Annotated in this window: 14 protein-coding genes; 10 read left to right on the top strand and 4 right to left on the bottom strand. The window is 47.1% G+C overall.

The genetic code is table 11. From position 1 onward, the window contains the following. Positions 1 to 76 precede the first annotated feature (76 nt). The 10 genes from JMW05_RS04330 (at position 77) to tsf (ending at position 10,980) form a co-directional block, all read left to right on the top strand. Positions 77 to 892 (top strand): crotonase/enoyl-CoA hydratase family protein, encoded by an 816-nt coding sequence (locus tag JMW05_RS04330; RefSeq protein WP_201504153.1) that lies wholly within the window; start codon positions 77 to 79, stop codon positions 890 to 892. 204 nt (positions 893 to 1,096) lie between these two features. Beyond that, entirely contained in the window at positions 1,097 to 2,347 is a 1,251-nt protein-coding gene (locus JMW05_RS04325) for a multidrug effflux MFS transporter (protein WP_227691436.1), read from the top strand. 390 nt (positions 2,348 to 2,737) lie between these two features. After that, entirely contained in the window at positions 2,738 to 3,610 is an 873-nt protein-coding gene (locus tag JMW05_RS04320; protein ID WP_201504152.1) for a substrate-binding periplasmic protein, read from the top strand. A gap of 814 nt (positions 3,611 to 4,424) precedes the next feature. Next, entirely contained in the window at positions 4,425 to 5,300 is an 876-nt protein-coding gene (locus JMW05_RS04315) for a substrate-binding periplasmic protein (protein ID WP_201504151.1), read from the top strand. A 2-nt stretch (positions 5,301 to 5,302) separates the two neighbouring features. After that, a complete protein-coding gene (locus tag JMW05_RS04310) occupies positions 5,303 to 7,465 on the top strand; it encodes an ATP-binding protein (RefSeq protein ID WP_201504150.1) in 2,163 nt (720 codons plus the stop codon). Between the two features lie 21 nt (positions 7,466 to 7,486). Then, positions 7,487 to 7,849: a response regulator gene (locus JMW05_RS04305; protein WP_201504149.1), complete on the top strand. Its 363-nt coding sequence runs from the start codon at positions 7,487 to 7,489 to the stop codon at positions 7,847 to 7,849. 27 nt (positions 7,850 to 7,876) lie between these two features. Then, positions 7,877 to 8,326 (top strand): chemotaxis protein CheX, encoded by a 450-nt coding sequence (locus JMW05_RS04300; protein ID WP_201504148.1) that lies wholly within the window; start codon positions 7,877 to 7,879, stop codon positions 8,324 to 8,326. 35 nt (positions 8,327 to 8,361) lie between these two features. Next, positions 8,362 to 8,808 (top strand): chemotaxis protein CheX, encoded by a 447-nt coding sequence (locus tag JMW05_RS04295; protein WP_201504147.1) that lies wholly within the window; start codon positions 8,362 to 8,364, stop codon positions 8,806 to 8,808. A 310-nt stretch (positions 8,809 to 9,118) separates the two neighbouring features. Continuing rightward, the gene (gene rpsB, locus JMW05_RS04290) at positions 9,119 to 9,898 is read left to right on the top strand and encodes a 30S ribosomal protein S2 (protein ID WP_201504146.1); all 780 of its coding nucleotides are present in this window, start codon (positions 9,119 to 9,121) and stop codon (positions 9,896 to 9,898) included. Positions 9,899 to 10,101: 203 nt separating this feature from the next. Next, positions 10,102 to 10,980 carry a translation elongation factor Ts gene (gene tsf, locus JMW05_RS04285; RefSeq protein WP_201504145.1) on the top strand — a complete coding sequence of 293 codons (879 nt, stop codon included), beginning with the start codon at positions 10,102 to 10,104 and terminating at the stop codon, positions 10,978 to 10,980. A gap of 93 nt (positions 10,981 to 11,073) precedes the next feature. Here tsf and JMW05_RS04280 read toward each other — a convergent pair whose 3' ends face one another. From JMW05_RS04280 to hflX, 4 genes are all read right to left on the bottom strand, one after another. Then, complete coding sequence (locus JMW05_RS04280; protein ID WP_201504144.1) at positions 11,074 to 11,904, bottom strand: lytic transglycosylase domain-containing protein; 831 nt, start codon at positions 11,902 to 11,904, stop codon at positions 11,074 to 11,076. Positions 11,905 to 12,364: 460 nt separating this feature from the next. Then, positions 12,365 to 13,042: an LrgB family protein gene (locus JMW05_RS04275; RefSeq protein WP_201505519.1), complete on the bottom strand. Its 678-nt coding sequence runs from the start codon at positions 13,040 to 13,042 to the stop codon at positions 12,365 to 12,367. Continuing rightward, complete coding sequence (locus JMW05_RS04270; protein ID WP_201504143.1) at positions 13,042 to 13,470, bottom strand: CidA/LrgA family protein; 429 nt, start codon at positions 13,468 to 13,470, stop codon at positions 13,042 to 13,044. The genes JMW05_RS04275 and JMW05_RS04270 overlap by 1 nt, the downstream gene beginning before the upstream one ends. Positions 13,471 to 13,789: 319 nt before the next feature. Then, positions 13,790 to 15,193: a ribosome rescue GTPase HflX gene (hflX, locus tag JMW05_RS04265; protein ID WP_201504142.1), complete on the bottom strand. Its 1,404-nt coding sequence runs from the start codon at positions 15,191 to 15,193 to the stop codon at positions 13,790 to 13,792. Between the last annotated feature and the right edge of the window lie 126 nt (positions 15,194 to 15,319).

Below are 15,319 nucleotides of genomic sequence, written 5' to 3'. Positions count from 1 at the left end.
TCGCAAACGCTAAGCGTGTCGCCAAAGGCAGCGCTTTATTTGCTTGGGGTTTGGGTCATTATTATAAGGGAAGAATATGCATCTGCATCCAGTCGCAACCTATCGATATAAAACCCTACAGCTGCATATCCACGCAGATATTGTCACCGTTACTTTGTATCGTCCTGACAAAAAAAATGCGATGAGCATTGAAATGATGAACGAGCTGCTCCAAGTAGCGGAGCACCTGCGCAAAGACAGAACGCTGCGCGCGGTCATCTTAACGGGGACAAAAGACAGCTTTTGCTCAGGCATCGACCTTGGGGATTTGAACCAACCCAAACGCCAAGCATGGATAGCGTGGCAGCTGATAAAACCGACACGCAGCTTGTTTCAGGCGGTGTGTTTGGTCTGGCGAGAGCTGCCCATGCCAGTATTGGCGGCGCTCTCTGGGCACTGCTTAGGTGCAGGACTACAGCTGGCGCTTGCGTGCGATGTGCGTTTTGCCCATCCAGAGGCAAAGTTTGCCATTATGGAAGGCAAGTGGGGCTTGGTTGCGGATATGGGACTGAGCCGAACCGCCATCGGTACAGTGCGTTTGGATGCGCTCAAGGCGCTTGCCATGAGTGCGGATATCTGTGACGCACATGCTGCGCTAGATTGTGGGTTGATAACTTACATTAGCGCCGACCCTTTAGATGCCGCAAATGACTTGGCCGCTGCTATCGCGAACCGCTCACCAGATGCGGTGCAGGCGAGCAAGGTGCTGATGAATGGAATGTATCCTGCTTCAGGGGTCACTCTATATCGCGAAAAGCTGTGGCAGCTTAAATTGCTGCTGGGACGCAATCGCCCGCGCGCGCAGAAAAAAGTCAAAGACAGTAGCGTGAGCTTTGCGCCGCGCCAGTGGTAGCACAAGATTATCTTGAGGGACACCACGTCTCATTGATTGCCAAATCTCGCCTTTAGCACCCTATACATAAAGCGCGCTCATCTTTTAATGACGGATGGGTACGCGCATAACCGCCATACAATAACCATTTGTCGCGTGCCTAAAAGGTGCGCGCTGGGCGGCTTGTTTTTTATTTTAATACTCACAAAATCTACGGTTGTACCTATGTCTGCTTCAAAACCCACCCCGCCAAACCCCGCTGACCGCGTGCGTTCTTCTGAGCTGCCCGTTGCATGGATTATGATGCTTGGTCTTATGGTTGCTATTGGTCCGTTATCGATAGATATGTATCTGCCCGCGCTGCCCGCGATGGCCGAAAGCTTTGATGTACCCACCGCATTTATTGCCAACTCGGTACCCGCGTACTTTTTAGGCTTGGTATTCGGTCAGCTGTTTTATGGTCCATTTAGCGACCGTGTTGGGCGCGTAAAGCCGTTATACATTGGCATGAGCTTGTATGTGGTCGCCTCATTGGTCTGTGCTACCACCAACAATGAATATATCTTATTCGTAGGTCGTACGGTACAGGCCTTGGGCGCTTGCGTTGGCGCTGTGGTTACGCGCGCGGCTATCCGTGACCGTTTAAGCGCACGCCAGACGGCAAAAGCCTTTTCGATTATGATTTTGGTGATGGGTCTTGCGCCTATCTTGGCACCGCTGCTTGGCGCGCAGTTTTTGGAATTTTTTAGTTGGCATTCTATCTTCTGGTTTTTGACAGGGTTTGGGGTATTAAACTTACTGCTGACCAAGTTTTTCTTTAAAGAAACCCTGGCGCCTGAGAATCGCAACGTACGCCCTGCCAAAGAAGTGCTGAGTCAATATTGGGACTTGTTAAAAGACCCTACCTTTAACTATCCTGCCATCGGTGGTGGTCTGTTGATGGGCGCGATGTTCGTCTACATCAGCGCCGCCTCAGAGCTGCTGATGGATGGCTATGGCATCTCAGCGCAGCAGTTCAGCTGGGTGTTTGGGGTCAATGCCGCTGGATTCATCGCTTTAACACAGCTGAACCAATGGTTGACCAATCGTTTTCGTATTCTGAGCTTACTGCGTTTTGGCGCTATGGTACAGGTGGTTGCCTCAGCAGGATTGCTCGTACTGGGCGTTGTCTTTGGTAGCGGTGCATGGCTGCCTTTGGTCTTGGTGTGTATCTTCTTTTGTATTGCAGGACTGGGACTGACGCAGCCGAACGCGTCAGCCATCGCACTGGCGTTTCAAAAGCGCCGTGCGGGTATGGCCAGTGCGCTGCAAGGCTCGCTGATGTTTTCTGTCGGTATTTTTGGTGGATTGTTGTTGAATCTGTTTGCCGTCAATCCTGTCTTAAAGCTGGGCATTACCATGTTTGCCTTGATGGGGCTTGGCTGTCTGCTGGTGTGGAGAATAGACAAAAATTTAAATTTAGACGATGCTGAATAGCTCCGACTCAGTTGTTAAAAGCCCTATTTCATAAAGGGCTTTTTTATGTCTAGTGTCTAGTCATCACTTGATTTTTCAAAGCAGAAGTGCATGTTCGTTGTACATATTACCATGTTGCAAGAGGGCTGGAGCAGATTGAAACTCAAAGATAACTCCTCTCGTTTCGGTTTCTCTAATGTCAGACTCAATTTTTTAGAAGAAAATGAAAACTTTGCTCTCCATGCATCAATATCGTATCAATGATGTGCTAACAAAGGTATTGCAATACAAAAGTTTGACACGTATTATTTACTTTAGCTTTATGTAAACAAGTCTTGCGAAAATATTGCTTTATCTTACTAAGTCATTATTTTTGCACTGCATACTAACATTACTTTCCAAGGATGGATTATGAAGCAACTTTACCGGATACTCCCACTTGTATTGGGCGTTGGTATGGTAGGCTGTAACAATGCCAACCAGCCAGAAACTACGGCTAATGACAGTTCTCAAGAACAAGCCAAAGATACATTCGTCAGCAGTCTGCCTGATGATGCCCCTGTACTCAAAGTTGCCACGACAGGTAACCTAGCACCTTACTCAATGCAAGATGATTACGGCAATATGCAAGGTATCGATATTGATATCATTCGCGCTATTGGCGAAGATCAAGGCTTTAAAGTCGAGTTTTATAAAGAGACGTGGCAGGAGCTGTTTGATAGTGTTGCCTCGGGTGAGCGAGATTTGGCTATTTCTGGTATTTCTTACAATGACGAGCGTAATGAAAAGTATGGCCTATCTATGCCGTACTATTTTAACCCTTCCGCTATTATGTACAAATCAGGCGAGCATCAACTCAATACATTAAGTGATTTAAAGGGATTGCGTGTCGGTGTTCTAGAAGGCGCTAAGCAGGCAGCTCAGATGGAAGCTGTTGGTGGGCAAGAGAGTATAACTGGATATGCAACAGGGTTCTTACTGTATGAGAACCTAGTACAAGACAACATCGATGCCGCGCTGCTCGATGCGCCAATCTTACAATATACGGCCAAAAACCACCCAGAATATAAATTGACTGTAGTGCCATACGAAAAAGCGTCTGAACCAACCTCGCAATCAGTGATATTGATGGCTAAAGACAATGAGCAATTGATCAATACTATCAATCAAGGTATTGCCAACATAAAAAATACGGACGCTATTCAGAAAAGTGAAGAGCGCTGGATTGGTAGTGCATCACAACCACTCGACAGTACGCCTAAAGCCACTGAACAAGCAAATTAAAATACGACTGACACGTCCGTACCATATAGCAGACCTCTTGCAAAATCGCCGACCTGATAGTGCTTTTTTATTGATTGAGTAAGAGGTCTAATATAGTAGGTAAACATCATTATGGCATCACTGCTTTTAGCTCTTGCGTGACTTAGTAAAGTCACAGTCCATGATTTTTTATCCTTACCATATTTGTATATAGCTGTAGATATTACCTTGCATGCCTGACTTTTCTAGCGCCTCCTCTATCATGTACAAATCAAATGAGCGTCAACTCAGTATACGACGTACTTTAAAGCGCCGTATAGATTGGCAAGTATGCTAAAAGGTTGGCTTATGCGCCCTGTCGGTATATTCGGTGACTTGTCCTTAGCTCTATTTAATATCACTTTTGTATTAAAGCTATGCATCCCGATGTTTGTATCGGTGAATTGCCGTTTGGTTCGTGTCGACAAAACCTTGAATCCGAACGATACCAAATAATGTCTATAAAAATAACCATAAATAAAATAAGGGATTATAGATTATTAAAGAAACATAAGTCTGTGAAAATGCAAATAATTGATTCTAAAAAGAGATAAAGTTGTTTTAAACAAACAATAGTTCTATAAGTTGTTGATAATCAATACTATTCATTTGTAATGTCTATGCAGTCATGAATGAAGCATTAGATAACAATTGCATTTCTTAGATTGCTTCAGTATTATTCGGTGTAACTGTATGTAATAAGTACGCCTTTTATTTGTCATTTAATCTTACAGCTTTGTAAAAAGCTATTTGTAGATGATATTTAAAGAATTTCACGAAGTAGCAAGGATGTGCCATGAAACAGCTTTACCGAATACTCCCACTTGTGCTAAGCGTTGGTATGGTTGGATGTAGCAATACCAACCAACCAGAAACCGCCGCTGATAAAGGTACTCAAGAAAAAGGTCAGGATACCTTTGTTAGCAGCTTGCCAGCAGACGCTCCTGTATTGAAAGTTGCAACCACAGGTACAACGCCGCCATTTTCGTTTCAGGATGATTACGGCAATATGCAAGGTATTGACATTGATTCAATACGTGCCATTGGCGAAAAAGAAGGTTTCAAGGTCGAGTTCTACAAAGAAGCATGGCAAGACATGTTTGATAGTGTAGAGTCGGGCGAGCGTGATATAGGAATTGCAGGCATTTCTTACAACGATGAGCGTGCGACAAAATACGGCTTGTCTGAACCGTATTACTTTAACCCTGCTGCTATTATGTACGCTAAAGACAATTTAGCTATTAACAGCTTGGCGGATCTACAGGGTAAAAATGTCACAGCAATGGCGCAGTCTAAATCTTATAACCATGTAGAACAAATGGGTGGTTATAAGACGCTAAACAGTCAGCCAACAGCCTTTTTATTGTATGAAGATTTAGTGCAAGGCAAAACGGATGCTATCTTACATGACTTACCAATTCTTCAATACACTGCCAAAAACCATCCTGAACATAAAGTAAACATCGTTGCTTATGAAGGTGCGGACAATCCTGCCGCGCAGCAGGTCATTCTTATGGCAAAAGGCAATGATGAACTGATTAATAAAGTCAATAACGGTATTACCAAACTAAAAGCAGATGGAACATTTGCAAAAATTGGTGAACGGTGGCTTGGTGATCAAGACGCGGCAGCCTCTAAAAATGCTACGCCAACCAGTAAAGAAGGAGCGTAATCATGGCGATAAATACTGTAAATAACGGTCGTTACCGTGGTCTGATTATCTCGATTGCGCTGTTTTTATCGCTAATTGCAGCGCTTTTGGCATTCACCTTTTATACTTCAAGCTTGCTTGAGCGTAATACGGTTTTGATTGACCAAACCAACCAAGTTGCCAACAGCGCGCAATCGGTAATTAAGGATTTGTTCGATTTAGAAAGCAGCTATGGTGAAGATACTAACTCACCGCACATTCAACGCGTACTTGAGCGTTTGGAAGAAAATACCAATTTGATTAACCAATCTATCGGTCAAATCGGTACGGGCGGTACGATTACGGTTGATGGCAGTAATTATACCTTGCCAACTATTAGTGGTGAGGCGCAGCAAAACTTGCAAGCTGCTGATGAGCAGTGGAAACTGTTAGAGCCACGTATTCAGGCATACTTAAAGGACGCTGATAACGTCATGGTCAGCTCTGCGGATGAACTGACTCAGGCAGTTGAGCAGGCAAAGACCTCAAGTCTTTTGATGAACGAATCACTTGAAGGTTTGACGAATGACGTTTTCCTTGATGCCGAGCGTCAAGCACGTACCATTCGTTTGATTCAGATTTTGGGTGTTGCGGCCATCTTGGGCTACTTCCTAATCTTCATCTTCTTCTTCGTACGTCGTCTGCGTGAAAGTGATGCCGAAGTACTCGAAGCCCGTCGCGAAACCGAAGAGATTCTAGAGACCGTAAACACGGGTCTGTTCCTATTGGACAAAGACCTGAACATCGGTCAGCAGCACTCGCGCGCGCTTGAAGGTATTATCGGTACCAAAAAATTGGCTGGCGAAAACTTTGCGCAGGTACTGCGTGGACGCATCTCAGACAAAGACCTGTCGACCACCCGTCAGTTCATTGAGCAGCTGTACAACCCACGTGTGAAAGAAAAGCTGGTTGACTCACTAAACCCGCTACACAAGGTCATGCTACACAACACCTCAGGTGAGCAAAGCTCAGACAGCCGCTTCTTGGACTTTAAGTTCTCGCGGGTTTATGAAGGCAAAGACATTGAGCGTATCTTGGTCAACGTAAGTGACGTCTCTGACGCGGTATTGCTTGAGCAGCGCCTAGAAAAAGAACGTGCGCAGAACGACATGCAGATTGAGATGTTGACCACCATCTTGAACGTAAATCCAAAAGTGATTAACGAGTTTATCAGCAACACCAAGATCAACATCGAAAAAATCAACAACATCCTAAAAAACCCAGGCAGCTCGCAGTATGAGCTTGAGAACAAACTCAAAGCGATTTATCGCGAAATGCACAGTCTAAAAGGTGAAGCCTCAGCACTTAAGCTGCACAGCTTTACTAAGATTGCCTCAGAAGCAGAAGACAAACTGTACGCACTACAAAATCAGGGCAAACTGTCGGGTAATGACTTCTTGCCATTGACCGTACAGCTCGATGAGTTGCTCAGCCTATCAAACACCATTGAAAGCTTGGGTCATCGTATCAACCATTCAGCCCCAGCGGCGGCTGCGACAGCCACTACCGCAGCGGCGGCAACAGCGGCGAGTACAAGTGCGGCGCCTGTGCATGAAACGATCAATGAAAGCATTGATTTGAATGACGATGGTCAAGACCACCTATACGCTTATTATCAAGATTTCGCGCGTGAAATTGCGGCGCGTCAAGGCAAGCAAATCAAGCTTAGCAGCGAAAGCCTAAAAAATATCCGTATTCCGCAGCACCTGAACAAAGCGGTAAAAGAAATCAGCATCCAATTGCTGCGTAACGCTATTGTGCATGGGGTTGAGTCGCCATCTGTACGTATGGGTCTGGGCAAACCTGCAGCCGGTAACATCGATTTGACCATGGAAAATAACGATAAAGATTTCGTGATTACCATTCAAGATGACGGTCAAGGCATCAACTATGATAATATCCGTGACCGTCTGGTAACGTTGGGTCGTTATAGCGCCGACGAAGCGCGTGAGCTTGAGCGCGGCCAGCTACTCAGTGCGCTGTTCTCATCAGGATTCTCAACCAAAGAATCAGCAGATGAAGACGGTGGACGCGGTGTCGGTCTAGACATCATTAAGGCACAAGTCAAAGAGTATGACGGTACGCTCAATGTCAATAGCGAGCTTGGTAAAATGACGCGCTTTGTGATTACCCTGCCAAACGCTTAAATTAAGGATGATGGATAAACTATGTATAAATTAATGATTGTTGATGATTCTAATATCATTCGAAACCGTATTCAGCGCGCCTATGACTCAGGCAAGTTCACCTTGGTCGCCACCGCGACCAGTGGGGTGGCAGCGCTTGAAAAATTCAGTATTCACCGTCCTGACGTTATCACTATGGATTTGACCATGCCACAGATGGATGGTCTTGAATGTATCGAAAAAATTATTGCCCAAGATCCTGAAGTGCGTATCTTGGTTGTGTCGGCATTATCGGATAAAGCCACAGGTATCGAAGCGCTGTCTTTAGGTGCCAGCGGCTTTTTATGCAAGCCGTTTTCTGAAGAAGAGCTGGTTGATGCTTTAGAAGAATTGATGCAAGACTAACCGTATCCACGGATTATAGAGGCGATTATGAAAGAAAAGAAACTTCAGATTTTTTTAGACATTATTACCCGTTACTTCCAGCAGTTCGGTGGCGAAGAGTTACAAGTAGACACCCCTTATCTGTTAGAAAATGAGCAGCCTAAAGTACACGACTATACCGGCGTGATTGGTATTTCAGGGGTACAAAAGGGTGTGGTGTATTTTTCATCAACCCGTGAGTTGCTCAATTGTATTTTGGACAATATGGGCGAGTCTGACAAAAGTGAAGACAACCTTGTTGATTTGGCAGGCGAAGTGGCCAACACCATCGCGGGTAATGCGCGTACTGAGTTTGGGGCGACCTTTCACATCTCAGTACCATTTGTGTTCAAAGGCTCACCACAGAGCATCATTTTGCCCAAAAATGAGCGTTCGTTTATCATTCCTGTGACTTGGAAATCGCGAGTCGGGGAAATTGTGGTATGTTTGCAAGACTAAGTGACACGTGCAATGTGTCAGGACGATAAGATATTATGGTTAAAGTAGAAAAGTTAGGGGTGTTCTTAAGCTCCATCAGCGCATTTTTTTCGCAAATTGATGACAGTCCTGTTGCTTTAGATACCCCTTATCTAAACAGCAACAAATCGGCCATCGGCTATGATTATAGCGGTGTGATTAAAATCTCAGGCCCACTTGAAGGCTGCGTGTACGTGAGCGCACCGAGCATCATGCTGCGTGAGGTCATCACGGCGATGGGAGAGCCTGACTCTTCTATTACCATGATGAAGGACTTGCTTGGCGAAATGGCGAACACCATCTCAGGTAACGCGCGTACCGAGTTTGGTCCAGATTTTGTCATCTCGCCGCCCAACATCGTTGATGGCGCCCCAATCGCTTATCTGAGTAAAAACTACAACAGCTATATTACGCCCTTTAGCTGGCGTGGCTATGATGCGGTCATCGGCATCAGTGTCAACTAAGCTTTAGCGGATAGTCCTTATAAAAAACGGCGTGCAGACGCCGTTTTTTTGTGGGCGACAAAACCAATAAAGCACTAGAGCTTCATATTGGTTATGTGATAAAATACGCCGCAGCTTTGTATGTATATTTATTCATCACAGCCAAAGCACATTTTTGTAATTCCACCAACCAATGACACACATATCACGGCAAAAAACTGCTGGGTGTCTGCTGATTTGATTAATTTGCGCCTTGATGGGGCAGATGCGTATCGACAGATAGGCTGTTTTTGTGATGTGGAGGCATAACCCAACACAAAGGACATATTCCATGGCGAATCAAAACCCAACTCAAGTATCTATGCGCGACCTACTACAAGCAGGCGCTCACTTCGGTCACCAAACCCGTTTTTGGAACCCTAAAATGGGTCCATACATCTTTGGTGCGCGTAACAAGATTCATATCATCAACCTAGAGCACACCGTAAAAGCTTTCAACGAAGCGCTAAACTACGTAAACAACCTAGCCAGCAAGAAAAACAAAATCTTGTTCGTTGGTACTAAGCGCGCAGCAAGCAACATCATCCGTGAACAAGCCGCACGTGCTGGTATGCCTTACGTTGACCATCGCTGGTTGGGTGGTATGTTGACCAACTGGAAAACCCTACGCCAGTCAATCAACCGTCTAAAAGAGCTTGAAAAGCAAGCAGAAGACGGCACCTTTGCTAAGCTAACCAAGCGTGAAGCACTAGAGCGTACTCGCGACATGGAAAAGCTTGAGCGTTCACTGGGCGGTATCAAAGACATGGGCGGCTTACCAGACGCTATCTTCGTTGTTGACGTTGACCACGAAGCGATCGCTATCAAAGAAGCTAAAAACCTAGGTATCCCAGTTATCGGTATCGTAGATACCAACTCAAACCCAGACAACGTTGATTACATCATCCCAGCGAACGACGATGCTATCCGTGCAGTAACCTTGTACGTCACTTCTGTTGCTGATGCAATCATCGCAGGTAAAGAGTACGCACAAACTCAAGCCAGCGGCAATGCGCCAGCTGAGCAAGAAGAAGTGGTAGAAGACGCTGAAGAAGCGCAAGCTGACCAGTAATCACACATAAGGCTGCCTGCGTTGCTACGTAGCGCCGCCTTTGTCAGTCAGATACGCGTAACACAGGCATGATGCAGGATGACTCGTCATGCCTTGTTCTTATGGGGTAGTGGCAATACTTTGCTGCGTCCCTGCGCTTATCGCTGATGTTTGGTACCATAACACCCAATTATTTTTTATATAACAATACTGAGGTAAATTTTATGGCACAAGTAACCGCCAAAATGGTAAAAGAATTGCGTGACCGTACTGGTCTTGGCATGATGGAATGTAAAAAAGCGCTAGAAGAGTCAAATGGTGATGTTGAAGTTGCCATCGACAACCTACGTAAATCAGGTCAAGCCAAAGCCGCTAAAAAAGCAGGCAACATCGCTGCTGACGGCGCTATCATCATCGCACAAAGTGGCAACAAAGCCTTGCTACTAGAAGTCAACTGCCAAACTGACTTCGTTGCAAAAGATGACAACTTCACCGCATTTGCTGAAAAAGTCGCTAACCTTGCTCTTGAAAACAACACCACTGACGTGAGCGAAATTGCTCAATTGCCATACGGCGACGGTCAGACTGTTGAAGAAGCGCGTGTATCATTGGTACAAAAAATCGGCGAAAACATCCAAGTTCGTCGTGCTGAGACTGTAGAAGGCGACAACCTAGCGTCATACCGTCACGGTATCCGTATCGGTGTTGTGGTTTCATACGAAGGCGGCAGCGAAGAGACTGGTAAAAACCTAGCCATGCACATCGCTGCATTCAACCCAGTAGCGGTTGACGACGAAGACGTTTCTGCAGACGTATTGGCACGTGAAAAAGACATCATCGAAGCCAAAGCAAAAGAATCTGGCAAGCCTGACAACATCGTTGAAAAAATGATTGAAGGTGGCCTACGTAAGTACCTAGACGAAGTAACGCTACTGCGTCAGCCATACGTTATGGACAACGACAAAAAAGTCGGTGACGTACTAAAAGCTGAAGGCGTAAAAGTACTTGGCTTTAAACGTCTAGAAGTTGGCGAAGGCATCGAGAAAAAGCAAGAAGACTTCGCTGCTGAAGTTGCTGCTGCTCAAGCATCAGCCAGCAAATAAGCGCAACACCCGCTTAAAAAAAACCCGCCATGATTGTGGCGGGTTTTTTTATGGGATACGGATTTTGCGGCTTTGTCTAAAGGCAATACGCGATTAGCGTAAGGCAGCGTACGCCTGATTGGCATTTGCATTCACATTGCTATAGCTGATACTGGCGTTGTTGTTACTGGTGCCGTAGCTGACGTTACGCAGCGATGAGGTCGGTGCATTGTTACTGGCGCTCATTGCGTTGCCGTAGAGACCTGCATCGGTTTTATACAGCGTGTGGTAGCGGCTCATGACGTTTTTGACGTAATTGCGTGTCTCTTTAAAAGGGGGAATACCGCCGTACTTATCGACATTGCCTTCGCCCGCGTTGTAGCCTGCAACCGCGTGCTCGACATTGCCATTAAAGCGGCGCATCAGCCAAGCGATGTATTTGGCAGAGCCTTCGATGTTTTCTGCAGGATTCCAAGGGTTGCTGACCGAAAAGCGGCGCGCGGTGGCGGGCATCAGCTGCATCAACCCTTGTGCCCCAACAGGCGAGCGCGCATTGGGATTAAAGGCAGATTCTGTATGCATCATCGCCTTCATCAATGCAGGGTCGACCCCGTGACGCGCCGCGGAGGCGCGGATATAGCTGTCATAGGCATCGCGGCTACGGCTACTGCTTGCGGTCGCATTGCTGTAGCTGTTGCTGCCGTAATTGCTACTATAGTCATTGTTGTTGCTGGCGTTGTTTTTGTAGTAGGTGACTTTGACTTGCTTGGTATATTTGCCAAAGTTGGTGCCTTTGGGGCTGACATTGGTCAGTAAGGCTTGACCCTTTTTGTCTTTATAGATATACATCTCGCCTGCAAAGGCGCTGACGGATAAGGCACTGAGGGTAAAAAGGGTTGAGAGCAGAAGACAAAGACGCGGGCGGGGCATAGCAGCATGTATCATAGTGGTATCACTTTTTATCAGAAGGTCGCAAATCACTGGGTTATCCATAGGTCAGCGGGTCGCTGTGATGCACAGCTGGGCAAAATCCGTGTGCCGATGACCAACAAAAATCACGAAAGGTACTTGCAGTAGATACAAAAGATAATAGTTGCTTACTATAGCACAAAATATCTGCTTGCCACATGATATTGCTCACAAAGCAGATATAATCCGCAATTATTTTGTAAAAATGGTATTTTTTAAATTAAATCAGTAAGTTATTGATAAAATTATCAAAATGCAATAAACACTATGACTACAATGCTGTCTATATTTTAAAAGCGGTATAACACAAAACGGACAAACCAGCGGTGATATTATACTTTGAGCAATCAATAAAAGTGAACAGTCGTACCGAGGTGATAGCGCGTAATATCAGGAGTATCAAATTAAGCTGGGCGCAATACGTCTGAATGATAAGCTATGATAATGACAAGGCGCTGACAAAAAAGGGCAGCCATACCGCCGTGAGCAGTCCATTCACCGCCAAGCCAAAAGCGGCATAACGCCCTGCGGTGGTACTGATTTGCCACGCCTCGACTGTGCCAAAGGCGTGCGCCGCAAGTCCCAACGCCAGACCTTTAGCACGGTCGTCATGAACGTTGGCAAATAAAAACTTGCCTAGCGTACCGCCCAGCAACCCTGAGATGATAATAATCAAGTTGGCCATCGCTAGCGGCGCGTGTATCAAACTTGCCACGCTAAGACCGATGGGTGTGGTCACAGAGCGCGTGGCAAAGGCCAAGATGGTGTCTACATTCAATGACAATAAGTAGGCGACGCTCATAGGCAGTAGCGCCCCGACCACACTGGCGGTCATTACAATCAGACTTAAGCGCTTGACGGGCAAGCCTTTAAAATCCATCGCTGCCAAAGGAATCGCCAGCAGTACCGTCACATAGCCGAGCAGGCGGTCAAACACAGGCTGCGCGGCGGCATAATAATGCGTATAGTCCCAGCCGAGTACCCATAAAAATATCAGTACCAAACCAATGGCGGTAATCACGGTCGGCAAGGCGGGCAGACGGCGCGACAACAGACGCGCGCTGATGTGCGCCATCAAGGTCAAGACAAAAGCGGCAATCACGGTCAAAAACATCACGACTGTCCTCGCTGTGGTGGGCGGGTCTGCGCAGAGGGAGTGTCTTTTAGACTGCGCTGCGCCAAATGTGCCAGCCCCCACATGGGCAGTAAGGTGCTGATAATCACCGTGGCAAGTACCGCCCACAGCTCATTGCCCATCGACAGTAAGATGATACCCGCGCCTGCCGATACGGGCAAAAAAGCAAAACCGCTATCGACCAATAAAACATTACTGGCACCCGTCAGCCAGCTGGGCAAGCCGCGCCGCCAGCGCCACAGCATCAGTAAAGCAAACATCACCACCATGCCGACAATGTTGGCCGCCTTATCGATACCGAGCGCTGAGCAGATAAGTACCGCTGATTCGCGCACCAGTATGACCAATGCTAAGGTAATGACAATACCTGCCCAGCGTGGTAAGGCGGTGGCGGCTTGGGTGGTCATAATGTGTCCTTGCGGATAAGAGAGGCGGCGAGTACGTATAGGCAAAACCTGCCGCATGATGACGTATCACGGGTACGGATAACAAGGATTATAACGCTGAGCGCGGCAGGCATAAACCCCAGTGCCGCAATAAGCGGTGACGCTAAGGTTCGTCAGTATGCGCCGCTCCATGCTAACAAGGTGTTTTTCTTAAGATTATTCATGGCTTGGCAGGGCGATAAATTTTTAATACCGCGCATAAAAACGCGCTGCTTTTATAAGCAGCGCGTTTGGATGACAGTCAATCAAATAAGGATAGTGACACTCACGTCAAAGACACTCAGTCCAAAGACGCTTCGTCAAAGTCCGCATCTTCTAAAGGCGCCGTATCGGCATCGCTCGCGGCAGGAGTTTTTTGCTCAAACTCTTCAAGCTTGGGCATCAATAAGGTCGCCTGCGCTGCTGGCAGCACGTCTTTTGGCGACAGTCCTGCTTGCCCCAGCAGCTGCTTGAGCTTGTCACTTTGCAGACGGACGGTCAGATGCTCATGCCCCGTATCATCGTAGCTTTCTTTTTCGATGACGTTCAGCTCGTACAGCGCGTTTTTGAGCTGTCCTGCATCATACGGCAAGGTCAAATCAAAGGTCGTCAGCGTGCCTGTGAGCAGCTGCTGCACGGCAAGTGATAGCCCATCGATACCAAGATTGTCGCGTGATGACAGGTACACGCGGTTCGGCGTGTCTTTGTCCGCGTAGCCCACGTGTGGCGGCTCACCCGTTAAATCGATTTTGTTGTACACGTTTAAGACGGGCACATCGTTGTTAATCTCTGCCAGTACCGCTTTTACCGCGTTGATTTGCTCGTGCATGTCTTCACTTGAAGAGTCGATGACGTGCAGTAGCAAGTCCGCTTCTAGCGTTTCTTCTAGCGTCGCATGGAACGACTCGACCAGTTCGTGCGGCAAATGACGCACAAAGCCAACCGTATCCACGAGCACCACGCGCCCAACGCCCTGCCAATCCAAGCGGCGCAAAGTGGGGTCTAGGGTCGCGAACAGCTGGTCAGCGGCGTAAATATTTTCATCAACCAAGCGGTTAAACAACGTCGATTTGCCCGCGTTGGTATAGCCAACCAAAGAGATGGTCGGCACGTCTGACTTTTGCCGTTTGGCACGACCTTGGGCGCGGGTTTGTTTGACTTTATCGAGCTTGGTTTTGAGCTGATTGACGCGCGTTTGTAGCAAGCGGCGGTCAGTCTCAAGCTGTGTTTCACCAGGACCACGCAGACCGATACCGCCTTTTTGACGCTCCAAATGCGTCCAACCGCGTACCAGACGCGTCGATAAGTGGTTGAGCTGCGCAAGCTCGACCTGAAGCTTACCTTCATAGGTGCGCGCGCGCTGGGCAAAGATATCCAAAATCAAGCCCGTACGGTCAAGCACGCGGCACTTGGCAATCGATTCTAGGTTACGCTCTTGCGAGGGCGATAAGCTGTGGTTAAAAATCACAATGTCCGCATCGTGCAAGCGTACCAGCTCGGCAATCTCTTCTGCCTTGCCTGAGCCGACAAAGTACTTGGCATCAGGCTTTAAGCGCGAGCCTGTGACCAGTGCCAAACGCTGCGCGCCTGCTGAGTCGACCAGCAGCTCAAACTCGCCCAAATCGTCGGGGTCTTGCAATTGGCGGATGTCCAAATGAACCAAAATGGCACGTTCGCCGCCTTCATATCTGTCAAAATATTCCAAAAATAGTCACCTATGCTGATGTAATAAAAAGGGAAGTGAAAATACGTTATAAAAATAATAAAGGTTGGGGGATACGGCTATATATGTGGGCGCAATCACAGATATTAAAGGCTGACACTGCAATAA

The sequence above is a fragment of the Psychrobacter aestuarii genome (assembly GCF_904846035.1).
In the GTDB taxonomy this organism is placed as follows: Bacteria; Pseudomonadota; Gammaproteobacteria; order Pseudomonadales; family Moraxellaceae; genus Psychrobacter; species Psychrobacter aestuarii.
Note: the sequence above shows the minus strand (reverse complement) of the source record. Positions and strands in the feature narration are given on the sequence as shown.

Excerpts from the sequence above, each read along its gene's own strand:
- JMW05_RS04330 (WP_201504153.1), top strand. The coding sequence starts at position 77 with ATGCATCTGCATCCAGTCGCAACCTATCGATATAAAACCCTACAGCTG.
- rpsB (WP_201504146.1), top strand. The coding sequence starts at position 9,119 with ATGGCGAATCAAAACCCAACTCAAGTATCTATGCGCGACCTACTACAA.
- JMW05_RS04295 (WP_201504147.1), top strand. The coding sequence starts at position 8,362 with ATGGTTAAAGTAGAAAAGTTAGGGGTGTTCTTAAGCTCCATCAGCGCA.
- tsf (WP_201504145.1), top strand. The coding sequence starts at position 10,102 with ATGGCACAAGTAACCGCCAAAATGGTAAAAGAATTGCGTGACCGTACT.
- JMW05_RS04270 (WP_201504143.1), bottom strand. The coding sequence starts at position 13,470 with ATGACCACCCAAGCCGCCACCGCCTTACCACGCTGGGCAGGTATTGTC.
- JMW05_RS04315 (WP_201504151.1), top strand. The coding sequence starts at position 4,425 with ATGAAACAGCTTTACCGAATACTCCCACTTGTGCTAAGCGTTGGTATG.
- JMW05_RS04300 (WP_201504148.1), top strand. The coding sequence starts at position 7,877 with ATGAAAGAAAAGAAACTTCAGATTTTTTTAGACATTATTACCCGTTAC.
- JMW05_RS04280 (WP_201504144.1), bottom strand. The coding sequence starts at position 11,904 with ATGATACATGCTGCTATGCCCCGCCCGCGTCTTTGTCTTCTGCTCTCA.
- JMW05_RS04275 (WP_201505519.1), bottom strand. The coding sequence starts at position 13,042 with ATGTTTTTGACCGTGATTGCCGCTTTTGTCTTGACCTTGATGGCGCAC.
- JMW05_RS04310 (WP_201504150.1), top strand. The coding sequence starts at position 5,303 with ATGGCGATAAATACTGTAAATAACGGTCGTTACCGTGGTCTGATTATC.
- JMW05_RS04305 (WP_201504149.1), top strand. The coding sequence starts at position 7,487 with ATGTATAAATTAATGATTGTTGATGATTCTAATATCATTCGAAACCGT.
- JMW05_RS04325 (WP_227691436.1), top strand. The coding sequence starts at position 1,097 with ATGTCTGCTTCAAAACCCACCCCGCCAAACCCCGCTGACCGCGTGCGT.
- JMW05_RS04320 (WP_201504152.1), top strand. The coding sequence starts at position 2,738 with ATGAAGCAACTTTACCGGATACTCCCACTTGTATTGGGCGTTGGTATG.